Origin of the sequence: Euzebya pacifica (genome assembly GCF_003344865.1) — a bacterium.
GTDB classification, from domain to species: Bacteria; Actinomycetota; Nitriliruptoria; order Euzebyales; family Euzebyaceae; genus Euzebya; species Euzebya pacifica.
In genome coordinates, this window is the sequence record NZ_CP031165.1 from 1,381,443 (window position 1) to 1,403,736 (window position 22,294).

Genomic DNA, 22,294 nt, shown 5'->3' on the forward strand with positions numbered 1-22,294 from the left:
GGATGTGGCAGAGGACTTCGAGGCGTACCGGGGATCGGTCACATCGACGGGGAACGACGAGGAGCCGACGCGGCAGCCTGCCGACGTGCCGCACGAGGCCGATGACCGCGGTGCAGGCGAGGACCATCGCTCGCTGGTCGAGGACGAACGGCTGACCCGCCTGCTCGGCGGCGAACGGCCCTCCGAGGAGGCCGCGAGGCGGCTTGCCGACGCGACGGCCCTCGTTGGGGACGAGCCAGCTGCTCGGCCCCGTCGACGGCGGGCGTGGCGGCGGTCGCGTCGCGCCCAGCAGGCCCGGCTCGACGCCGCCGAACGGGATGCGCGGGCGCTCGTCGAACGGATCCTCAGTCCCTTCGACGGGGCACGGCGGGTGGCGGTCGCGTCGACCAAGGGGGGTGTCGGCAAGACGACCGTCACGGTCCTGCTGGGCCACACCCTGGCAAGCCTGCGCGACGACCGGGTGGTGGCGTTGGACGCCAACCCCGACGCCGGGACCCTGGCACACCGGATCGAACGCGAGTCCAGCGCCAACGCCGTTGACCTGCTGGACCTCGTGGGGTCGGTGCGGGACTACTACGACCTGCGGCACTTCACCTCCCAGGCCGCCAGCCGGCTGGAGGTCATCGCCGCGCCCGAGGATCCGCGGGACACCCGCGGCATCACCCGGTCGGACATGCACGAGCTGCTGGACCGGCTGTCGTTGGACTACACCCTCCTGCTGGCCGACTGCGGAACGGGTGTCACGACGGCGGCCACCCGCGCCATCGTCGAGGCGGTCGACCAGCTCGTGATCGTCACCGCGCCGCGAGTGGACTCGGTGCACTCCGTCACCTACATGCTGCGGTGGCTGGAGGGAGCCGGCTTCGGTGATCTCGTGGCCGATGCAGTGGTCGTGGTCAACGGCCTCCGAGAGGACACCGGCGTTGACGTCGAGGCGTTGATGGGCCACTTCGCGCCGATCGTGCGCACGGTCGTCGCGGTACCGTGGGATTGCGATCTCGCCCGTGGGGGAACGACGGATCTCGGTTATCTTCGAGCCTCCACACGGCACGCGATCGCCCAGCTCGCCGCAGCCGTGGCGGATGGTTTCGCAGCACCGCAACGACAGGGGCCAGGCTCATGACGGCGTACGAGGACGCGATTCGTCGCGTGGTCGACGACGCGCGGACGGTCCGTGCCCAGGACCCTGTCGAGGAGCCCGGGCGGCGCGCCGCCGCCCGTGGCGCTGCGGCGGCCGCGACTGCTGGGATGCTGACAGTGGCCCCGGCGGTGCCGGCCATGGCGTCGACCCCGCCGGTGGAGGCACCGGCGCAGGACGTCGCCGACGTGCTGGTCCAGGACCTGCTGGGTGAAACGCCCGAACAGGTCGCTCCCGAGCCCGCCGCCGCCGTCGCCGTGCCGGCCGTCGCCCCGCCATCGACGGGGCCGGTCACCGATGTGATCGACGACGTGGGCGAGGTCATCGGGGACACCGTCGACGACACCGGTGAGGTGGTCGACGAAGTCGTCGATGTCGTGGAGGAGGTCATCGACCAGGTCATCGACGACCCGATGGAGGACGTCGCTGACGTTGTCGACGACGTGCTGCCGGGAATCCGTCCTCCCGTCATCATCCCCCTGGACGGTCGTGACACCGAGCCGCCGCCACGGCAGACCGACACCCCCGTCGTGGTCGTGCCGCCCGTGCGGCCGGACACACCCGCCGGTGGCCGCTTCCCGACACCGGCCCCACCCGTCCCCGACCCCGACCCCGACCCCGACGACGGTGTGGACGTTCCCGAGCGACCCACCCCTCCGGTGGTGCCGGTCATCGTCGGGTCGGCCCCGCCGCCCGCGATCCAGGGTGCCGGGACCACCGACATCACCGAGGACTTCTCCGACCTCGACGACGCCGTGACGACCACCCCGATCCCGCTCGGCGGCGTGACCACCTACGTCGTCCGTGCCGGTGACAGCTTGTGGTCGATCGCCACGGACCTGCTGGCCGACGCCGACGGCGAGATCACCGTCCTCGACATCGGCCGTGCCGTGGAGGTCATCTACGACGTCAACCGCGATCGCATCGGCCCCGACCCCGACCAGCTCGCGATCGGGATCGTGCTGGAGATCCCCGAGGACATCGTCGAGCAGCGCGGCACCGACGACGACTCGGCGGACGCGAGCACCGACGACACGGCCCCCACCGACGCGGATTCCAGCGACGGCTGATCGGCCGTCGACGGTGTCCACAGGTCCCGCTGAGGGCACCTCGAGGATGGCGTATCCTCCGCGACGGGATGAACGGTTGTGTCGCAACGCAGCACTGCGGACGGTCGTCGGGGACGACGGGCACGTCCGTTGATGGGATGATCCGGTGAGCACCACCACCGATGTCGGCGACTGGACCCTGCTCGGCGGCGACCCCGCCCCGGGGGACCCGACGGCGGTCAGGGCCACGGCCGAACAGGTGTTGCGTGCGGCGCTGCAGGCCGTCGCGGCTGAACGGCAGACGACCATGCTGGCCAGCTCTGTCGGGGACGGCTCCTGGCGTGGTGCGGCCGCAACCGCCACTGCTGCCGCGGTCGCGTCGATCGGCCCGGAGGTGGCGGTGTTCGTCGAGGCAGGGCAGGCCGCCGGACGGGCACTCCAGGGCTGGGCCAACGTGCTGGAGTCGGTGCAGGCGTCGGCGCTGGACGTGCTGGCTGCCGCCACCACCGCCGACGAGGAGCGGGAGGCCGCCGAGGAGCAGCTCGTGGCGCTGCAGGCCGACCGCACGGCGCGGGTGGCCGAGCACGACATGCGACGGTCGGCATGGCGTGCCGCACAGTCCGACGCCGAAACGGCCATCGCCCTCGGGCTGCCCACCGCTCCGGTGCTGCAGGCCGACGCCGACCGGCTGGCCATCGTCGTCAACGACGCCCTTGCTGCCCTCGCCGCGCTCGACGCCGACATCACCGACACGACCACCGCACTGTCCGATGCGCAGGCTCGCCTCGACAGCGCACGCGCCGACGCCGCCCGGCTGGCCCTGCAGCTGCGCACCGAAGCGGCGGCCACGGCCGCCGAGCTCGACCCGGTGCCTCCCTTCACCGGGGGCGCCTTCGGTACCGCTGCCGGAAGCGGTGCGGGCACCCCGGCAGCTGCGGCCCCCGTCGCTGCTGCCCTGGCGGGTGGTGTCGCGACCGGTCCGGCGGCCCCGGCGGTGCATCGGCCGGCCGGCTCCGCGGCCGCCACGCCACCCCCGGCTGCGGCTCGCCCAGGTGCTGCGCCGCACCCCGACCCGCGCCGCGACGGTCCGCCCCCGGTCGCTGCCGAGGACATGGTCCGCGTCTCCTCCGCGCTGGAGGTCGTCCGGACCACGGGTGCGCCCATGGCAGTGGCGATGCTCTCGCCCACGTTGCAGGAGTTCCAGCGCTTCCGGCGGATCGGCCTGCAGGCGGTCACCGCTCGCGGTGCGGCACTTGCCCGAGCGTTCGGGTTCGAGGGCACCATCGGAGGACTCGGCTGGCGGCCGACGCCGACGGACCATTCCAAGGGCCTCGCGATCGACCTGATGACCTACGACGACGTTGCCACCGGACAGGCACTTGCGGACTTCTACCGTGCGCACCGCGAGGAGCTCGGCGTGACCTACGTCATCTGGAACGGCCAGATCTGCAGCCCGGTCGGGGACTGGGCATGGCGGCCCTACACCCACCCGGCCGGGCGGACCGATCCCACGGCGATGCACCTGGACCACGTGCACGTCTCCTTCGACGGCGACGAGAACGCCTACGCCTGCGCCTGCTTCGGGGTCTCCGCCTGATGACCTCGGAGCAGACCCCACCCCTGGGCCTTCCCCTGCCCGAACGGGAGGAGATCGTGCCGCTCGTCATCGAACGGGGAAGCGGCTGGAAGTGGGTCGCCGTCGGCGCCCTGGTGATCGCGCTGGGCCTGGGCGTTGCGTTCGCCGTGACGGCCCTGGGGGGTGACGAGGAGGGAACCGCCGACCTCGTCCTGGTGCCGCAGGTGACGGACTTCGGCTGGCAGGATGCGCGCGGCATCCTCGAGGAGGCCGGGTTCATACCGGTCCACGAGGGCGTCGTCCGGACCGAGGGGACGGACGGGACCGTGTTCGAACAGGACCCCCCGGCCAACAGCCGCGCCGCGACGGGCGGGTTCGTGGAGATCTACTACACCATTCGCCCGCCGGCTGACGAGGACGGGACCGCGGTGGTCGAGCCACCCGAACCCACCACGGCCGGCGTCGAGGCGACCCCATCGGATGTGGGGGGCGCCCCGACTGCCTCGCCGTCCCCGGCCGCGTCCGTGGCGCCGCCCGGCGGTGAACCGCTGGACCCACCGTGGATCGCGATCGTGCAGAGCCCCGACAACGAGGACGACGCACGGCGGCTGTTCGAGGAACGCTACGCCGCGGACTACCCCGACGGCGGCTACGTGTACTCCACTGACTTCGGCCAGATGCGCGATGGCTTCTGGGTCGTGTACGTGGGGCAGTTCGACACCCAGGCCGACGCACAGGCGTTCTGCAGCGCCGAGTTCGGTGCCCCCTCGCCGGGCCGCCAGCCCGACTGCTACGTGCGGACGACCGCCGGCTGACGGCCGAATCCGTCGCTGGAGCTGACGATCTCGGCAGATGCCGCCACCAGGTGGAACAGCCGGACGAACTCGTCCGCCAGGGTCACGGCGGTGGTGCGGCCGACCAACGCCAGGCGGTGGCCGCCCGAGAGGTCGAGGTGGTGGGTGACCACCAGGGTCGGATGACCGTCCGGTGTCGCCACGGCCACCCGCATCGTGCCCCGGCTGTGGGGGAGGACGACGTCCTGGTCCGCTGACAGCGCCACGGCGCCTGCCGGGTCCTCCGGGATGCCCAGCCGCACGGTGTGGGTGGCGAGGACCCCCCGCTCCGCCAGCGCCGCCGGCGACCAGGCCATCGACGCCGCACCAGCCGATCGATCGTGGTCCAGCAGCATGGCCAATGAACCGGCCGCGGCCTGCGAGGGGACGTCGCTGACCCACGACGGCACCTCGGTCCCGGCGCGCGGCAACCAGCCGTCGGGCAGCTCCACGATCCAGCCCGCCCCGGGGCTCGTGATGGCGGTCACGAGGACGCCTGGCCGGGGACGCCCACGGGGTCAGGGGTCCCGTCGACCTCGAGGGTGGCTGCGATCGCAGTGAACACCGGACCGAGCTGCTCGTGGTCACCGACATGGGGTGTGCGGAAGTCCGCGATCAGCAACGCCCCGTCCACGGGGATCACGAACCGGTCGACCAGCAGCTGGACCACGAGGCCGCCGCGAGCCCGGAACGTGGCCACGCCCCGCTGGCGAACGCCGGTTCCGACGGGGAGCTCCTCGACGGTGGGCGATCCGAGGGGGCGCACGACCTCCTCGGAGGTCCCGCGTCCGGTGCCGAGCATGGCCGCGCGCAGCATCGTCGGGGTGGGTTGGGGAGCCTGCACCCCGGTCCGGCGCAGCGCCACCGACAGGTCGACGGCGAAAGCGGTCCCGTCGGGCAGGCGCTGTCGACAGGACGCCGCGAGCACCACGCCGGCACGGGCGGCCCGGTCGTGGCCGCGCTGCCGCAGCACCCCGCGGACCGCATCGGTGCCACGGGACCACGCCGTGGGGTCGGTCGGATCCGCGACGGTCCAGCCCTCGGGCAGCGAGACGCTGACGGTGCGCTCGTGACTGGCGGTCGAGGGGGTCATCGCTGTGCCTCCGCGTCGAAGGTCCCGGCCACGGGGACGCCGCCGCTCAGCGCCAATGTGTCGCCGGCTCGCGTGACGGCGGGCCCGGCGACGGCCTGCAAGTCCATCAGGTCGAGCCACGCGGGGGTGAGGGCGGCAGGGCTTGCCGCAACGGCAGCGAACCAGTCGACGTAGCGCAGCGGCCGCGGGATGTCGACGCTCGTCACCTGCAGCCCCGCCACGAGGTCGAGTGGCACCGACACGCCGGTGGGCACGGTCGGCACCAGGTCCACCAGTCCCTCCAGCGGCGGAAGCGTCGCCGGCGGCAACGGGACGCCCTCGCCGATGTCGACGGCCAGGTGCAGGATGTCGGCGGTGCTCGCCGCGGTCTCCTCGCCATGGAGGTAGGCGTCGGTGCGAGCCGGCCCTATGACCGCAGCGCCCATCACGTCCTCCAGCGCGCCCTGCAGGCCGAGCACCACCTCCGACCAGCTGTCGGCCACGATGCCGGCGATCTCGCCGGCCGGATCGATCGTGTCGCCGTCGCCGTCGCTGTCGGCGTCCAGGCCGGTCCCGAGGACTGCGGCGACCAGGTCGGGCCCACCGAGGTGGTCCAGCATCGCGGTCAACAGGTCATCGTCCGGACCGGCCGCATGCGGCGTCTGGTCGTGGATGATCCGTGTGGCGGACGCGGCCAGCTCGGCGTGATCGGTTCGCAGCTCGGCGGCACGTGCGCGGGCCGCTTCCAGGTCACGCATCGCCTCGCCGACAGCGGCGTCGTGGTGCAGCTCCAGCTGGCCCTGCTGGTAGGCCTCCGTGCGGGCATCGTTCGCCGCTGCCCAGGCGGCGTGGGCCGCTTCGGCATCCACCAGGGCACGGAGTCCGTCGATCCGCAGGGCGTGCAGCGCCTCGCCCCACCTGGCCAGGGCCTTGCTGACGGCGTCCAGCGCGATCCGTGCGGTCAGGACCCGGGCGGGCAACGCCGAGAACCGCTCGGCGAACGCGGCAGCGGTCGGGCCGCCCCAGCCACTGTCGCCGAGGTCCAGGCCGAGCTGCTGCAGCTGGTCGTACAGGTCCTCCGCGGCTTCCGCCCGCGTCCGCATCGACGCCGCGGCGTCGTCGATCGCCTCGGGCGACCCGGGCGTCGGGCAGCCACCGAGCAGGTCCCAGCGGCTGTCGCCGTCACTGATCCCGGGACGGTGGAACGGGGCGTTCATCGTGGGTGGAGTCCCATCGGCCGGGAGCACGTGCCGCCCGACCCGAGCGGCTGCGAAATGGGCCTGAGGTGGCGGCTCGGCTAGGACAGGACGCTGGCGGCGTTGCGGGTGTCCCACTCCGCGATCAGGTCACCGCGCTCCTGCAACCAACGGCCGAGGGTGTCGAGGGCGGTCGTGAGCTCCGCTGCTGCGGTGTTCCACTCCTCGTACCGGGTCTGGAACGCCGCTGCGGTCTCGCCCGTGAAGGAGTCGTTCAGCGACGACAGCTGCGACCGGCAGGAGGCGATCTCCTCCTGGGCGACGACAGCGGCCTGGCCGACACGGCCGGCCATGCGGGTGATCTCCTCGTGGTTCGCGCGGATGACGCTCATGGGTGGTCCCCTTCGGTGTGGTGGGTCGTGGCCGGAGGTTCGGCCGGTGACTGCATGGGTGTCTCTACGGATCCGGCTGCGGCGACTCCTCCCTCGATCCCAACCTTTTTCGTCCTCGCCGTTGTCCACACCCCCCGGTACCACCAGTCCCGTGACTCGGTTACGCTCTGTCGACATCGGGTGGACGGACGAGAGGGTGTGGGTTGCAGGGGGCACGGCGGGGCTCGGCGGCCGACGGGCCGCCGGTCGACGGGCACGACGGTGCGCCGTCGGACCGGGTGCTCGTCAGGTCCGTCCGGGACGGTGACGAGGGGGCGTTCGCCGATCTGTACGCCCGCTACGAGCCGGTCGCCCGGCGGTCAGCGCGGCGGGCGGCGCGGCGGCACCCGCAGCTCGACGTGGAGGAGGTCACCAACCTCGCGATCACCCGGCTGTGGCAGGTCCTGGACCGGTTCGACGACGAACGGGACTTCGCCCCGTGGGCTGCCGTGGTCCTGGCCCATGCCGTGCGCAGCGCGGCCGAACGCACCCGCTCGGCGACGTCGCGCATGAACTGGGGGGCGATGCTGGCCGGTAGCGCAGGCGAGGACCGCGATCGCATCGGCGAGCTGCCGGCACCGAGCACACCCGATGCCGACGGGTTGGCGTCGGTGCTGCTGGACGAGCAGGAACGAGTCGTGGCGGGCCTGCTCCAGGATGTACTTTCCCCGCGTGAAGCGAAGGTGGTGCGACTGCGGCTGGCGGGTTGGTCCTACACCGAGATCGCCGATCGGCTCGACCTCGCCCCCAAGGCGGTCGACAACGCCCTGCGTCGGGGGATGGCACGGCTGCGGGATGCCTTCGCCGACGGCCGCGTCGAGGCCGTGATGTCGCCGTGAGCGCCCACGACGACGAGGTCGTCCGCCAGCTCGTCCGCGGCCGCGACGGCCGCTGGACGATGGCGGATGCCCCCGTCACCGGCTCCGAGGACGTCGAGCGGATCCCGTCGAACCGCTCGGAGCCCGCCCCCGGGCGCACGTCGAACAGCACGCTCGACACCAGCCCGCCCGGCACCAGCACGCCCGGCACAGGTCCGCTCGACACCGGGCCCATGGTTCGTCGCCTGCTGGTGCGGGCCGGCGGCACCGACCGCCACGTCGTGGTGCTCGGCGACTCCGGCCAGTCGACCGATCAGCTCCTCGAGGAACTCCAGCGCATCGTGCCGGGCACACCGCTGATCGACGGGGCGCCGCTGCCCCGGGGGACCATGGTCGAGTCGCTCGGCCTGCGCGACGGGCAGGTGGTGACCGTCGAGTCCGACGACCCGCAGGTGGTGACCGTCGAGGCCGACGACCCCCAGCCGGCTGGCCCCGCCACTGGGCCGGTCCTGCGGATCGTCGGCGGCCCCGATGCCGGTCGCACCATCCCCGTCCGGATGGGACAGATGACCATCGGGCGGGCGGCCGGCAACAGCATCGTCCTGGCCGACCCCAACGCCTCCCGCAGCCACTGCGTCGTCCACCGCGACGCCGACGGCATCGTGGTCATCGACGTGGGCAGCGCCAACGGCACACGGGTCGAGGGGGTGCCGGAGCCGCAGGCACGGCTGCAGCCCGGTGACCTCCTGCGGCTCGGCGACAGCCTGCTCGAGCTCGGCGACGCCGACGACGTCGAGGCGGTCGTGCTGGAGCAGGGGCACGACGCGCTCGGCGTCCACAGGCGCTTCCGGGCCGGCGTCGACGACCCGCCCAACCGGATCCGGTATCCGCAGAAGCGCGACCCCGGCGAGCCACAACCGCTCAACCTGCTGATGGCGATCCTGCCTGCCGGTGGCATCGCGGTCATGGCGTTCCTCTTCGGCCGACCCGAGATGCTGATCTTCGCGGCGATGTCCCCGATGCTCGCCATCGGACGCAACATCTCCGCCAAGCGGAATCATCGCGACAAGGTGCTGCAGTCCGAGGTCGACCATCGGGAGGCGGTCGCGCGCTTCTCCACCGACTTCGCGGTCATGCGTGCAGCCGAACGACGGCATCGTCGGCATGCCGTGCCCGACCCCGCCCGCATCGTGGAGGCAGCCACCCGCCCGACCACCGAGCTGTGGAACCGCCGCTGCACCGACGCCGATGCCCTCACCGTCCGCATCGGCTCGGCCTTCGCGCCGTCCACCATCGATGTCGAGGGCGCCCCGGAACAGGATGCCGACGAACCGCAGCCGTGGCTGCCCGTCGGGGTGTCCCTCGTGGAGTTCGGCGGGCTCGCGCTGGTCGGCGACCTCCCGCGTGTCCGGGCGCTGGCCCGCTCGCTGGTCCTGCAGGCCGCGGTCCTCCATGCGCCGTCGGAGCTGCGGATCGTGTTCCTCGGCGGCCACGACGCGGCCGGGGACTGGAGCTGGCTGCGCTGGCTGCCTCACGTCCGCAGGGGACCGCTCGAACCGTCCCTCCTGCTCGGCACCGACGCCAGCTCCCGTGCCGCCCGGGTGGAGGAGCTCCGCCGGATCCTGACCGAACGGCGAGAGGCCGCCGAGGACCGGCGCAGCGTGTTCGCGCCACGCATCCTGCTGGTCTGTGACGACGCGTCCGCACGGCTGGGGGAAGGGGTGGCCGAGCTGGTCCGCGACGGCGGGCCGCTGGGCATCCACGCCCTCTGCCTGGACACCCTGCAGGTACCGGAGGGGTGCGACGCCTCCGTGGTCCTCGGTGAACGGGTCGACGGTGCACGGGTGGAACGCAGGGGCCAGCCGCCGGTGCGCGGGGTCATCACCGACGCCCTCGACGCCGACCGCTGCGAGGAGGTCAGCCGTGCGCTCGCCCCCGTCCGGGTCATCGGCGAGGAGGACGACGACGGCCTGCCCACGTCGTGCCGACTGCTGAGCACCCTCGGGCTGCAACCCACCGCCACCCACGTCCGCGCCCGCTGGCGGGCCATGTCGCCGAGCAGCCGCGCCACGATCGGCGTCGGCCCCGAACGCCCAATCGCCCTCGACCTGACGCGTGACGGCCCCCATGCGCTGGTGGCGGGCACGACCGGTGCGGGCAAGAGCGAGTTCATCAAGACGTTCGTCGCGTCGCTGGCGCTGGAGAACCACCCCGACCACCTCTCCTTCCTCTTCATCGACTTCAAGGGAGGTGGGGACTACCGGACCCTCGTCCGGCTGCCGCATGCGGTGGCGCTCGCCACCAACCTCGACGACCCCGCTGCCTTCGACCGGACCCTGGCGTTGCTGGAGGCCGAGATGGGCCGCCGCGTCGGGCTCCTGCAGGCGGCCGGGACCACCTCCATCGAGGGCTACATGGCCGTCCCCGGCGGGCCGCCGACGCCGATGCCACGCCTCGTCGTGGTCGCCGACGAGTTCGCCGAGCTGAAGGACAAGGCCCCCCAGCAGCTGGACCGGCTGGTCTCCGTCGCCCGGACCGGTCGGTCGGTCGGTGTGCATTTGCTCCTGGCGACGCAGCGGCCCGGCGGCGTCGTCACCAGCCAGATCGATGCCAACGTGGGCCTGCGCGTGTGCTTCCGCGTCACCGACGAGCAGGAGAGCAAGGAGGTCATCGGTTCGCCGCTGGCCGGCCGGATCGCCGAACGGCACCGCGGACGCGCAGTCTTCCGTTCCGCGGCGACCCCCCTCACCGAGGTGCAGACCGCCCGGGTCGCCGGGGCCCGGCCCGGCGCGGTGTCGGCCGCCCCAGTACGCGCGGTCGAGCTGGACTGGGAACGCCTCGGCCGGCCCTTCCCCAAGGGCCCCGAAACCGGGGAGGTGCCCGACGCCGACACCGACCTGCACGACGTCGTCGAGGCACTCCGCCAGGCGGCCACCGACGAGGGCTGGACCCACAGCGCCATCCCGTGGCCCCCGGAGCTGCCGGACCAGCTGCCCGTGTCGGCGCTGCCCCGGGACGCAGCGGCCCTGGCCGACGCCATCCCGGTCGGCCTCGTCGACGTCCCGTCGACCCAGCGCCAGGAGGTGCAGCACATCCGGCTCGGTGGCGGGCACGTCGTCATCGCCGGCAGCGCCCGTACCGGCCGGAGCACCGCCCTGCGGACCTTCCTCACCGGTGTCGTCCAGCGGTTCGGGCCCGACGACCTGCGCATCGCGGCCCTGGACTTCGGCGGCGGTGCCCTGCTCCCGGTGCAGCAGCTGCCCCACTGCACCGGACTGTCGATGGAGGACCTGGTCGAGGCCGAGGGAATCGTGGCGTCCCTCGAACGCGAGCTGGCTCGACGCCGCGACCTGTTCGCCGAACACGGCTGGCCCGACCTGCCGGCACAGCGGGCCCAGTCCGACACCCCGCTGCCGTGGCTCCTGCTGGCCATCGAGGGATGGGACAACCTGGCCGAGGAGGGCATGCGTCAGTCGTTGCACACCCGCGTCGCCCAGCTGCTGGCCCGCGGCACCCCGCAGGGCCTGCAGGTCGTCATGACGGGTGACCGCGGCACCACGCACTCCATGATCGCCCGCCACCTGACCCACCGCTACAGCCTGCGGTTCAACCGCAGCGTCGACGCCGAGCTGCAGGGCATCATGGCGCGCGACCTGCCCCGCCACCAGCCGCCCGGTCGCGCCGTGGAGATCCGCACGACCCGCCTGCTGCAGTTCGCCGAGCTCGACGACCCCGACCGGGTCGGCCAGGCCGTGGCTTTCCAGCGGGCCCTCGCCGAGGTGGTGCTGGCCGCGGGTGCCGGTGCCGAACCGCGCCGTGGCCTCGGTACCGAACCGACCTCGACCATGCCCGACGCGATGGACATGGCCGCGACCGGCCCACCGGCCGACACGACGTTCCCGTTGCTGCTGGGGATGGGCGAGGACCCCCGAGAGCCGGTGTGGGCGGACCTGGAGGACTCCGGTGGTCTGTTCTTCGTGGTCGGTCCGCCGGGAACCGGTCGGTCGACGACCCTTCGCACGATGGCGGTCGCTGCCCACCACATCGGCATCGACGTTGCCGTGGCCGGACCGGACACCTCCCCGCTGGCCACCGACCCGACCGTTCCCGGGCAGCGTGTGTCCCTCGCCGACCACGAGACGTTGGTGCCGAGGGCTGGCCGGCGATTGCTCGTGCTGATCGACGACCTCGACCTGCTGGAGGACTCCAGGGCCCTGCAGCAGACGCTCGGGTCGTCCCTGCCGGGCCGTGGCGTCGTCGTCACCGCTGACATCACGTGGATGAAGGCGCGCTTCTCTGGCCTGGCCGCAGCCGTTCGCCGGCCGCGCCGAGGCGTCATCCTGAGCCCGCCGTCGACGGCCAACGGCGTGGAGATGTTCGCCGCCTCCCTCGACCCGGGCCTGATCGCCCCACCCGACCCCGGGCGGGCCGTGGCCAACCTCGGCGGCGGCCACGTCCTCCTGCGCGTTCCCGAACCTCCGGGAGAAAGTTCCGGGGCGGGGGAGGAACTCGGCGGCGTCGATCGGTAGAGGGCAGTACACGCCAGCCGCACCTTGCGGCCCCGACGCACACAGGAGATCCCGATGACGCAGTTCTTCGTCGCCCCGGACGAGCTTCGTGGCCACGCCGGCCAGCTCGACACCTACGCGCTGTCCACCCAGCAGGGCTTCGACTCGCTCCGCAGCGAGCTGGCCGACATGGAGGCGTACTTCACCGGTCTGGCCTCCACCGCCTTCCAGGGACACATGGAGGAGTGGCAGACTTCCGCCCGCGCGCTGACGACCGCGCTGGCCTCCCTCGGCCAGTTCCTCAACAGCGAGGCCGCCTCCGCCGAGGAACTCGACGCCCAGCTCGCAGCCGGCTAGCCCGCAGCCATGTCCGAAACCGTCGTCGATCCGGCGCACCTGCGTGCCCTGGCAGGCCGTGCAGAGGGCCTGTCGGGCGAGGTCGGCGGCCTCGGGTCCCTCGTCGAGGAGCTCGCGCCGGCTGCTGCCGGCGACCCGGGCCTCGCGGCCGCGGTCGGCGCCTTCGTCCAGGCGTGGCGTGCCCGTGCGGTGGAGATGGAGGCCGAGCTGACCGACGCGGGGGGGTTCCTGCGAACCTTCGCCGACGCCGCCGAGCAGATGGACGCGTCGCTGTCAGAATGACGCCATGACCACAAGCGGGCAGAACCTCCTGCCGTTCTACCTCGTCCTCGACGTGTCCTCCTCGATGGTGGGGGAGGGCATGCAGGCGATCAACACCGCGCTGCCCGGGCTGCTCGACGAGATCTCGACCAACCTCATCGTCGCGGACAAGACCCGGTTCTGCCTCATCACGTTCGCAAGCGAAGCCCAGGTGGCCCTGCCGTTGTGCGACCTGTCTGAGGTCCAGGCCATGCCGGTGCTCGTGCCGACCGGGTTGACCAACTACCACAAGGTCTTCCGGCTGCTCCGCAACACCATCGCCGCAGACGTCGAACGGCTGAAGGCGGCGGGGGCCGCCGTCTACCGTCCGACAGTATTTTTCCTGACCGACGGCAACCCCAACAGCGACGACTGGGTGGCCACCTATCGCGACCTGGTCTCCGACGCCTTCCCCTACCGACCCAACATCATGGCGTTCGGGGTCGGCAACGTCTCCACGACCATCCTGGGGCAGGTCGCCACCAGCAAGGCGTTCCTCGCCATCGACGACCCCGGCGCCGCGCTGACGGAGTTCGCCAGCACGCTGACCAAGAGCATCGTCAAGTCGGGCGAGGCCGCCGACGGACGCGTGCAGGTCCCGGTCGAGCCCGGGCCGGGGTTCCGTGAGGTCGACGTCATCGACATCGACCAGATCTAGGCCGTCCAGCCGTGACCTCGACCACGACCCCGCGAACGCTGCGGCTGCGCGACCTCGTCCTCACCGACGAGATCGGCGACGGCGGCGAGGGGACGGTGCACGACATCCAGGCAACCCGCGGAGTACCTGCCGGGGCGGTCCTCAAGCGGTACCAGCGCAACCTCTCCCCGGCCCGTGTCGATCAGCTGGACGCGCTCGTCGCGCTCCGTGCCCAGCTGCGGCTCGGCATGGCGCCCTACGCCTGGCCCGAGGCAACCGTGCTGGAGGACGGCCTCCTCGTCGGCGTGCTGATGCCACGGGCGCCCGACCCGTTCTGGGTCGAGGTCACGCTGCGCTCGGGTGGTCGGCAGCAGCGCCTCCGCGAGGTGCAGTACCTGCTGTTCCCCGCCGAGAAGCTGGCTCGGCTGGGTATCGCGTTCGCCACGCTGCCCGAGCGGCTGGAGCTGCTGGCCGCGCTGGCCGCCGCGGTCGGCCGGCTGCACGACCTCGGCTTGGTCTACGGCGACCTGTCGGCCCGCAACGTCCTGTACGCCACCGACGGACCGATCGGGGTGTTCCTGCTGGACTGCGACGGGATCGTGGAGGAGGGGGCGCGCTACGTCGTGGACTCCCCGGACTGGACCGACCCGGCCGCACCCGAGGTCGCGATGCGGGCCACGGACGTGCACAAGCTGGGGCTGCTGGCCGCCAGGGTCCTCGCGGTCGACCCGACGACGCGAACGCTGCCGGGCGGCGGGGGGACGCCAGCGGTCCTTCGCGACGTGCTGTCCGCGGCGCTGGACCCGTCCCCTTCCGCCCGGCCCGACATTTTCGAGCTGCAGCAGGCGCTGGGGCGCTGCGCACCCGGACCGGCCGACAGCGGCGCCGACCTGCCCCGGTGGGCGCTGCGTCCACCGGCAGGCGAGCTCGTCCTGCTGTCGATCCCCGAACCACGTCGCCCCGAGGAGGATGGTGGCGGGCGTGGCTCGCGCTCGGGCCGGTTCGGTCGTCGCGGCGTCCGCAGCCGTCGGGGCCGATCGTGACGCTGGTGGACCGACCCGGTGAGCCGACGACGTTCGGTCAGCCCCAGCGCGCCGCGGGCGTGGAGGCCCAGCTGCTGCGCGGTGACGGGGTCCACGCGGCGGACACCATCATCGACCACGGGTGCTTCGGCAACCTCGTCGTGCGGGCTGCGTCGGTACGCGGGACCTATGCCCGTTACGAGTCGGGGCCGCGCGAGGACGACTACACGATGGGCGCCGCAGGGGACGGGCGCTGGCTCGTCGTGGCGCTGGCCGACGGGGTCACCTCGGCGTCCGCCAGCCACCTCGCGGCAACCCTCGCGGTCCGTACGGCCGTGCAGCAGGTGCAACGGCAGCTCGACGAGGACGGCTTGGGCGTCGACCTGCACGGCGTGTTCCAGAGCGCGGCCTACCAGCTGCGTCGCAGCGCCGAACCACTCCTGGAGGCCGACGGCCTGGACTGCACCGCCGACCACATCGCGGCCCTGTTCGCCACGACCCTGCTGGTGGCGATCGTCCCGGCCGCCGGAGCCGATCGTCGGGTGCGGGTGGCGAGGGTGGGGGACTCCAACGCCTGGACGCTGGGCGACGGGGGATGGACCCCGCTGCTGGCGCCCAAGGCCGGCGGTGCACCGCTGGCCAGCAGCGCCGTCCGTGCCCTGCCCCGCCTTCCCGAGGCCGTGGAGGTCATCGAGGTCGACGTGGCGCCCGGCCGGACCCTGGTCCTGGCCAGCGACGGCGTGACCGATCCGTTCGGCCCGACGTTCGACGGCGACGTGGCCCGCTGCCTGGCCCGGGAGTGGCACCCCGAGCTGCCGGCCCCGCTGGAGTTCGCCCGCCAGCTGTCGTTCCGGGGCCAGTCCTGGGACGACGACCGGACGGCGATCGCCATCACGGGCATCGGGTTGCCCGCGACCTGAGGCCCCGCCGGGCCGGGGAGTAGGCTGCGTCCCGTGATCGGCCGCTCGCTGGGACACATCGTCCCGCACATGATCCTGCCCGTCGCCGACATGGCCGCGGCGATGGCGTTCTACCGCGGACTCGGGTTCGACGTCGAGGCGCACAGCGACACCTACGCCTGGGTGCGCCACCGCGGTCACGAGATCCTCCACCTCGACCTGGTGCCGGAGCTCGACACGGCCACCAACCCGGTGACCGGGTACCTGCACGTCCGGGACGCCGACGCCTGGCACCGGGAGTGGGCCGATCAACCGACCCTCACCCCGATCGTCGACCAGCCCTGGGACATGCGCGAGTTCACCCTCACCGACCCCTCCGGCAACACCCTCCGGGTCGGCCACAACCGCTGAGGTGTGTCGGCCAATCACGACGGGTGGCCGGTTCGACGACACACCCGGCGGGGTGCCCGGCCGGCCCACACGGCGGACGGTTGTCGGGCGATCACGGCGGGCGGCCCGGAACCCGACACGCGTCGGGGGTGCGGGGGCGGTCGCCCCGGACGGTTGGCGGGCGATCACGACGGGCGGCCCGGAACCCGACACGCGTCAGGGGGTGAGGGCGGGCCGGCGGTCGGGGCGCTCGAGGTCGGCCAACGCCTCGTGGGCGCTGGCGAAGGGGGAGGTGTGGACGCCCGCCGAACGGCCCTTTCGGCGCAGGGCGTAGACGAACGCCAGCACGCGTGCGACGGCTTCGTACAGCTCGACGGGGATGTGCTCACCGACCTCGACGACCCGGTAGACGGTCCGGGCCAGCGGGATGTCGCGGACGACGGGGATCTCGTGCTCGGCCGCCAGGTCACGGATGCGGGCGGCGATGGCGCCGGCGCCCTTGGCCAGCACCTGCGGGGCACCCGACATCGGGTCGTACTTCAGCGCCACGGCGATGTGGGTCGGGTTGACCAACACGACGTCGGCGCTGGGGACCTCCGCCATCATCCGGTTGCGGCTCATCGCCATCTGCCGGGCGCGGATCTGCCCCTTGACCTGCGGGTCACCTTCTTGCTGCTTGTGCTCCTGCTTGAGGTCCTGCTTGCTCATCTTGGTCTGCTTGTCGACCTGCTTCTTGGACTGCCAGTAGTCCGCCCCGGCGATCACGAGGCCGACGATGGCGGTGTTGCGCAGGAACGAGATGGCGACGTCGGCGACGACGCTGCCCATCGCCCCGATCGACATGGCGTCCTGGGTGAAGATCGTCGTGTACGCCTCGCGGATCGGGCCGATGCCCATGATCACGATGACCGACAGCTTGCCGAGGTTCTTGACGGAGTCCCAGATCAGCTTGGCGCCGAAGAGGTTCTTCAGCCCCTTGAGCGGGTTGAGGCGCTTCACGTCGGGCTTCATCTTCTTCGGTGCCCAGCCGATCTGGCTGACCTGGCCGAGCACGCCGATGACCATCGCCATCAGCACGAGGGGGGCCAGCACCAGGGTGCCGCGGAACAGCGCGTCGCCGAGGAATCCCAGCATGGCGCCCTCGCCGCCGGCCAGGACGTCGCCCATGCCGGTGAACATGCGCTGGCCCTGCTCCATCCCAGCCCGCAGCGTGTGGGGCACCAGGTAGGTGAAGGCGAGGATCGACAGCCATGCCGGCAGGTCGTTGGTGCGGGCGATCTGGCCTTCCCGCCGCGCATCCTTCTTGCGTTTCGGGGTCGGCTTCTCGGTCTTCTCACCGTTGGAGTCGTTGGCCATGCCGCACCTCCTCCTACGACCGCGCCAGGCGGACCATGTCGCTGACGCCGTTGTCGACCAGCGAGGACACGGCACCGGGCAGCAACGGCAGGGCGATGGCGATCAGGACGAGGGCCATCAGGATCTTCAGCGGCATGACGGCCAGGAAGACGTTCATCTGGGGGGCGGCGCGGGCCACCAGCCCCTGACCCAGCTCCAGCAGGAACGTGACGGCCAGCAGCGGGGCGGCGATCTCCACGGCGGCGACCACGAAGTGCAGGAAGTTGCCCACGACCAGCGACTGCACCGTGGCCATCTCGATCCCGCCGACCCCGACGGCCTCGAAGGACTCGAGGAAGCCACGGACGAGCAGGACGTGCCCGCCGATGGCGAACAGCAGCGTCGTGGCGAACACCTGGTAGATCCGGCCGAAGCCGCTGGCCTGGGAGTTCGACAGCGGATCGAACGACGGCTGGACGGCGATGCCACCGAACACGTCGATCATCTCACCGGCGGACTGCACGGCCGCGAACAGCAGCTTGACGAGGAACCCGAGCGTCACGCCCAGGCCGATCTGGAACGCCCCGGCGGCGATGAGGGGTCCGACCTCGATCGGCACCTGTGACTCGGCCATGTGCGGCCCGGCGACCAAGCCCAGCGACATGGCCAGTCCGGCCTTGACGCGCTGGGGGATCAGCCGCGAGTCGAACGGGGGCGAGACCATCAGGAACGCCGCAGCCCGGACCGAGGCCAGCAGGAAGCCCGTCAGCAGGAACGGGGCGATCGAGAGGGTCATCGGGGTGGGTGCTCGGTCAGCCCAGCAACGACGGGATGGACTCGAAGAGCACCCGCGTGAAGGTCACGATCTCGTTGAGCATCCAGTTGCCGCCGACGGCGAAGACGAAGGCGATGCCGACGAACTTCGGGACGAAGGTCAGGGTGACCTCCTGGATCTGGGTCACCGACTGCATCAGGCCGACGAACAGCCCGATGCCCAGCGCCATGACCAGGATGGGGGCGGCGACCTTGGTGGCCACCCACATGGCCTGGATCCCGATCTCGAGTACGGCGACGTCGTTCATGTGGCGAAGGACTCCAGGAGCGAGCGGATGACCAGCGTCCAGCCGTCGACGAGGACGAACAGGAGCAGCTTGAAGGGCAGGGAGACCAGCACCGGCGGGAGCATCATCATGCCCATGCTCATCAGCGTGCTGGCGGTGATCAGGTCCACGATGAGGAACGGGACGAAGATGACGAACGCGATGATGAACGCGGCCTTGAGCTCCGAGAGGATGAACGCCGGGATGAGCGTGGTCATCGGGATGTCCTCGGGCGTGTCGGGGCGCACGTCACCGGAAGCGTCGACGAACATCGCCAACTCCTCCTCGCCGACCTGACCCATCATGAAGGTGCGGATCGGCTTCTGGGCCAGCTCCAGCGCCTCCATGGTCTCCATCTCCTCGTTGAGCAGCGGCTGCAGGGCCGTCTCGTTGATCTCCGAGAACGTCGGGGTCATCGTGAAGATGGACAGGAACAGCGCGAGGCCCACGACCACCTGCGTCGGTGGGACCGACGGCAGGCCGATGGCGTTGCGGGTCACCGACAGGACGATCACGATCCGCGTGAAGCTGGTCAGCATGATCAGCAACGACGGGGCGAGCGCCAGGACGGTCAGCAGGAGGATGACGACCAGGCTCTGGGAGGGCTCCTGGACGGTGTCGCCGAGGTCCAGCTCGAACGCCACACCGGTGTCGTCGCCGAGCATCGGCGAGGTCGGCACGTTGGCGGCGAGGCCGGCTGCGGGGCTGACCGGCGCGATGCGGTCGGGGACCAGCGAGGGGTCGATGCCCTGGGCGTCGGCGGCTGGGGCGAACAGCACCAGCATGGTTCCCACCAAGAGCAACAGCAGGACTGCGGTGTGTAGTGTCGACTGGCGGGGGTTGACGAGGGTGTGCACAGCGGCGGCTCCAGCCGACGCCGGGAGAGGTCAGCGCCTGACGGTCTTCTCCCGAAGCGTCTCGAGGGCGTCCGTCCATGCGGTCAGGGCAGAGGGCGTCGTGGCGTCCTCGGCAGGCACCGGCGCGATCCGTGCGCGGGTGCTGGTGACGTCGAGCGGACTGATGCGCTCGTCGTCGGTGGTGGTCTCGGAGGTGGTGTCGGCGGCGTCGAGGTCGAGGTCGACCAGGCTGTCGCGGGGTTCGATGCCGGAGTGCAGCAGGGTGACCTGCTGATCGGTGATGCCGAGCACGAGCTCGCGGCCGGCTGCGCGCACGACCGCGACGTGGGCGGTCTTCGTCAGCGGCTGGAGGGTCTGCACGTCGATCGGGGTGCGGCGTTCCTTGCCGCGACCACCGATGCCCATCCCGCCTGCCGTTCGGCGCAGGATGCGAGCGGCCAGCAGCATCAGCGCGATGACGACCGTCATGGAGACGGCGAGTCGCGCCAGCAGGCTGATCACGGAGACGTCGGTCATCGCGTCACTGCGCCATCGGGAAGGGGGTGGCCTGCTCGACGGCACCGAGGATCTCGGTGATCCGAATGCCGAACTCCTCGTCGATCACCACCACCTCGCCGCGGGCGATCAAGGTGCCGTTGACGACCACGTCGACCGGGCTGCCCGCGGCGCGGTCCAGCTCGACGATCGATCCGGGCGTCAGGTTCAGCACGTCGCGCACGGTCAGCTGGGTGCGGCCGAGCTCCGCAGTGACCCCCATCTCGACGTCACCGAGCAGCGACATCGACGACTGGCCCTGCCCGGGAAGGGCGCTGAGCTGGTCGAAGGAGGAGAAGTCGGCAGGGTGGGCCTGGCCGGTGGGAACGTCCATGGGTCCTCGTCCGGGCGCACGGCCCTGTCCTCGGGATGCCGCGGTCACCAGTCCGGGACCGGTCTGCGGCTGGGCGTGGGGGGATGCTGGCTGGGTCTGTCCGGGCTGGGGCTGTCCGGGCTGGGGCTGTCCGGGCTGGGTCATCGGGGTGACCCCGTCGCCTGACGATGCCGGCACGTCCTCGGCGTCCACGGTGGGTTCGTCGTCGCCGGGGAAGGGGCCCAGGTCGAACTCGGGCAGGTCCTCGGGAACCGGTCCCATCAGGGCGTCGGTGAGCTCCAGGCGCAGGCCGATGGTCGCGCGGTGCACGCCGGCGTCGTCCAGGAGCACGCTGACCGGCTCGCCGGTCGGCCCCTCGAACGCTGTGGACGGGTCGACCTCGACGCCTTCGCCGAGCATCGGCGGGATGCCGCCGAAGGCGATGGCCAGGTCGATGGCAGCCGCCTCGACGCGGGCGGTCATGACATCGACGAGCGGCCCTTCGGCGGCCAGCATCTCCGCGGCATCGGCGGTGATCGCCACGACCAGGTGGCCGTCGTCGGTGCCGAGGGCCCAGCGAACGGTGGTTCCGCCGTCGGGAAGGGTGTGGTCCGCATCGCCGCCGATCCGCAGGTCCTGCGGGTCCAGGGTGTAGGCGGCGGGCAGGCGTCCACCGATGCGACGGACGACGGCCGCCACGGTCGCCTCGAGCAGCGTCTCACTCATGGGTCTGGTCCTCGTGGTGCGTCGGGACGGCTGGGGTCGGCACGGCGTGGGTCGGCACGGCGTGGGTCGAAACGGCGTGGGTCGAAACGGTGTCGGCAGGGCCGGTGGGGCCAGATGGGGCCTCGAACGCCGCCGCCGGGAACGTGCTGGCCGGGAAGGCGCTGGGCAGGGCGGTGCCGACGGCGGCCTCGATGCCGACGGGCTGGCCGGCCGCGGCTTGTTCGGCGGCAAGGTCCTCGGTGGGCGGCAGCACCATCGCGGCCAGGCGTCGGCCCTGCTTGCCGGGAGTTGCCGAGAAGCACGGAACGCCCCCGACGGCGATGGTCAGCGGGGCATCCACCCGATGGCGCAGCGGCAGGATGTCGCCGGTGCGCAGGCCCACGATCTCGCTGCCGCTCAACCGCACGGTGTTGAAGTGGACGGCCACGTCGACGGGTGCGTCGTGCAGGTGGTCGTGCAGCAGGGACTGGTGCCGCTGGCGCTCGGCGACGTCGCTCGCCGCGGACTTCTTGGATTCCGTGAAGGCCTCGAGGGCCGGCTGGAGCATCTGGAAGGGGAAGCAGAGCGTGGCTTCCCAGCTGGCCTCCCCGATGCCGACCGCGTAGGTGGCGACGACGACCATGTCGGACAGGCCGACCACCTGGGCGAACTGCGGGTTGGACTCCTGGCTGGCGATGCGGGTCTCGACGTCCATGAAGGACTCGAAGGCGTAGGTCAGCTCCCGCAGGATGCGGTCGAGCAGGCCGCGGAGCAGGCCGATCTCGATCTCCGTCAGCGGCCGCTGGGGGTGCTCGCCACCGCCGGGGCCACCGAGCAGGCGCTCGACGATCTCCATCGCGGCCGCAAGCGGCAGGTGGAAGATGCCCTGTCCGGGGAGCGGCTCGACCTCGAGGATCGCCAGGTAGGTCGGGTTGGACATCGGCGAGATGTACTCGTCGTAGGTCCGCTGCTCGATGGAGGTGACCTGGATGGGGGCGAGGGTCCGCAGCGTGCTCGACAGGATGGTCGAGAACTGCCGGGCGAACGTCTCGTGGACCAGCTGGAGCGCACGGACGTGGTCACGGCTGACCTTGTTGGGGCGCCGGAAGTCGTAGGGAGCGACCTTGCGCTCCCTTGGCGTTCCAGTGCGGTCGACCTCGATGACGGTCGACACGTCTGCGGTTCCGGGCATGCTCACGCCTACCCGATCGGCAGCCCCCCCGA

23 protein-coding genes are annotated in these 22,294 nt (G+C 71.9%); 12 read left to right on the forward strand and 11 right to left on the reverse strand.

All coding sequences use genetic code 11. From position 1 onward, the window contains the following. The first annotated feature begins 85 nt into the window (after positions 1–85). The 4 genes from DVS28_RS05590 (at position 86) to DVS28_RS28190 (ending at position 4,578) form a co-directional block, all read left to right on the forward strand. A complete protein-coding gene (locus tag DVS28_RS05590) occupies positions 86–1,123 on the forward strand; it encodes a CpaE/TadZ family protein (protein WP_164709973.1) in 1,038 nt (345 codons plus the stop codon). After that, complete coding sequence (locus DVS28_RS05600) at positions 1,120–2,208, forward strand: LysM peptidoglycan-binding domain-containing protein (protein WP_164709974.1); 1,089 nt, start codon at positions 1,120–1,122, stop codon at positions 2,206–2,208. The genes DVS28_RS05590 and DVS28_RS05600 overlap by 4 nt, the downstream gene beginning before the upstream one ends. A 145-nt stretch (positions 2,209–2,353) precedes the next feature. Then, complete coding sequence (locus DVS28_RS28185) at positions 2,354–3,784, forward strand: VldE C-terminal domain-containing protein (RefSeq protein WP_164709975.1); 1,431 nt, start codon at positions 2,354–2,356, stop codon at positions 3,782–3,784. Then, positions 3,784–4,578, forward strand: a complete 795-nt coding sequence (locus DVS28_RS28190) for an SPOR domain-containing protein (RefSeq protein WP_164709976.1) — start codon at positions 3,784–3,786, stop codon at positions 4,576–4,578. Before DVS28_RS28185 ends, DVS28_RS28190 begins: the two co-directional genes overlap by 1 nt. Here the strand turns inward: DVS28_RS28190 and DVS28_RS05610 are convergent. The 4 genes from DVS28_RS05610 to DVS28_RS28195 all read right to left on the reverse strand — a co-directional run bounded on the left by DVS28_RS05610 (position 4,554) and on the right by DVS28_RS28195 (position 7,256). Continuing rightward, entirely contained in the window at positions 4,554–5,084 is a 531-nt protein-coding gene (locus DVS28_RS05610) for a hypothetical protein (RefSeq protein ID WP_114590588.1), read from the reverse strand. The two genes, DVS28_RS28190 and DVS28_RS05610, sit on opposite strands and share 25 nt — an antisense overlap. Further along, a complete protein-coding gene (locus tag DVS28_RS05615; RefSeq protein WP_114590589.1) occupies positions 5,081–5,689 on the reverse strand; it encodes a hypothetical protein in 609 nt (202 codons plus the stop codon). The genes DVS28_RS05610 and DVS28_RS05615 overlap by 4 nt, the downstream gene beginning before the upstream one ends. Continuing rightward, positions 5,686–6,885: a WXG100 family type VII secretion target gene (locus DVS28_RS05620; protein WP_114590590.1), complete on the reverse strand. Its 1,200-nt coding sequence runs from the start codon at positions 6,883–6,885 to the stop codon at positions 5,686–5,688. The genes DVS28_RS05615 and DVS28_RS05620 overlap by 4 nt, the downstream gene beginning before the upstream one ends. A gap of 80 nt (positions 6,886–6,965) precedes the next feature. Next, positions 6,966–7,256 carry a WXG100 family type VII secretion target gene (locus DVS28_RS28195; protein ID WP_164709977.1) on the reverse strand — a complete coding sequence of 97 codons (291 nt, stop codon included), beginning with the start codon at positions 7,254–7,256 and terminating at the stop codon, positions 6,966–6,968. A 203-nt stretch (positions 7,257–7,459) separates the two neighbouring features. Here DVS28_RS28195 and DVS28_RS05630 point away from each other — a divergent pair, with 203 nt between their 5' ends. Genes DVS28_RS05630 through DVS28_RS05660 form a run of 8 tightly spaced genes read left to right on the forward strand, consistent with a single transcriptional unit; the run spans position 7,460 to position 16,247 of the window. Then, positions 7,460–8,134, forward strand: coding sequence for an RNA polymerase sigma factor (locus DVS28_RS05630; protein WP_164709978.1), 675 nt, complete (start codon positions 7,460–7,462; stop codon positions 8,132–8,134). After that, positions 8,131–12,642, forward strand: coding sequence for a type VII secretion EssC family protein (locus tag DVS28_RS05635; RefSeq protein WP_114590593.1), 4,512 nt, complete (start codon positions 8,131–8,133; stop codon positions 12,640–12,642). Before DVS28_RS05630 ends, DVS28_RS05635 begins: the two co-directional genes overlap by 4 nt. Positions 12,643–12,696: 54 nt before the next feature. Next, the gene (locus tag DVS28_RS05640) at positions 12,697–12,978 is read left to right on the forward strand and encodes a WXG100 family type VII secretion target (protein WP_114590594.1); all 282 of its coding nucleotides are present in this window, start codon (positions 12,697–12,699) and stop codon (positions 12,976–12,978) included. 9 nt (positions 12,979–12,987) lie between these two features. Next, positions 12,988–13,260: a hypothetical protein gene (locus DVS28_RS05645; protein WP_114590595.1), complete on the forward strand. Its 273-nt coding sequence runs from the start codon at positions 12,988–12,990 to the stop codon at positions 13,258–13,260. A 4-nt stretch (positions 13,261–13,264) separates the two neighbouring features. Then, a complete protein-coding gene (locus DVS28_RS05650) occupies positions 13,265–13,936 on the forward strand; it encodes a vWA domain-containing protein (RefSeq protein WP_114590596.1) in 672 nt (223 codons plus the stop codon). A gap of 11 nt (positions 13,937–13,947) precedes the next feature. Further along, positions 13,948–14,958 carry a hypothetical protein gene (locus DVS28_RS28200; RefSeq protein WP_164709979.1) on the forward strand — a complete coding sequence of 337 codons (1,011 nt, stop codon included), beginning with the start codon at positions 13,948–13,950 and terminating at the stop codon, positions 14,956–14,958. Positions 14,959–14,963: 5 nt separating this feature from the next. Beyond that, entirely contained in the window at positions 14,964–15,857 is an 894-nt protein-coding gene (locus DVS28_RS28205) for a protein phosphatase 2C domain-containing protein (RefSeq protein ID WP_164709980.1), read from the forward strand. A gap of 33 nt (positions 15,858–15,890) precedes the next feature. Then, a complete protein-coding gene (locus tag DVS28_RS05660) occupies positions 15,891–16,247 on the forward strand; it encodes a bleomycin resistance protein (RefSeq protein ID WP_114590597.1) in 357 nt (118 codons plus the stop codon). A gap of 195 nt (positions 16,248–16,442) precedes the next feature. On the opposite strand, the gene DVS28_RS05665 is transcribed toward DVS28_RS05660, so the two are convergent. The 7 genes from DVS28_RS05665 to fliM form a co-directional block, all read right to left on the reverse strand. Continuing rightward, entirely contained in the window at positions 16,443–17,582 is a 1,140-nt protein-coding gene (locus DVS28_RS05665; RefSeq protein ID WP_114590598.1) for an EscU/YscU/HrcU family type III secretion system export apparatus switch protein, read from the reverse strand. A gap of 13 nt (positions 17,583–17,595) precedes the next feature. Then, entirely contained in the window at positions 17,596–18,357 is a 762-nt protein-coding gene (locus DVS28_RS05670; RefSeq protein WP_114590599.1) for a flagellar biosynthetic protein FliR, read from the reverse strand. 16 nt (positions 18,358–18,373) lie between these two features. After that, on the reverse strand, positions 18,374–18,643 hold the full coding sequence (locus DVS28_RS05675; RefSeq protein ID WP_114590600.1) for a flagellar biosynthetic protein FliQ: 270 nt from the start codon (positions 18,641–18,643) through the stop codon (positions 18,374–18,376). Continuing rightward, positions 18,640–19,446 (reverse strand): flagellar type III secretion system pore protein FliP, encoded by an 807-nt coding sequence (gene fliP, locus DVS28_RS05680; RefSeq protein ID WP_114594010.1) that lies wholly within the window; start codon positions 19,444–19,446, stop codon positions 18,640–18,642. Before fliP ends, DVS28_RS05675 begins: the two co-directional genes overlap by 4 nt. Positions 19,447–19,548: 102 nt before the next feature. Continuing rightward, the gene (locus DVS28_RS05685; protein WP_114590601.1) at positions 19,549–20,034 is read right to left on the reverse strand and encodes a flagellar biosynthetic protein FliO; all 486 of its coding nucleotides are present in this window, start codon (positions 20,032–20,034) and stop codon (positions 19,549–19,551) included. A 4-nt stretch (positions 20,035–20,038) separates the two neighbouring features. Then, entirely contained in the window at positions 20,039–21,091 is a 1,053-nt protein-coding gene (fliN, locus tag DVS28_RS05690) for a flagellar motor switch protein FliN (protein WP_216826417.1), read from the reverse strand. Further along, complete coding sequence (gene fliM, locus DVS28_RS05695; RefSeq protein WP_114590602.1) at positions 21,084–22,262, reverse strand: flagellar motor switch protein FliM; 1,179 nt, start codon at positions 22,260–22,262, stop codon at positions 21,084–21,086. Before fliM ends, fliN begins: the two co-directional genes overlap by 8 nt. Positions 22,263–22,294 lie beyond the last annotated feature (32 nt).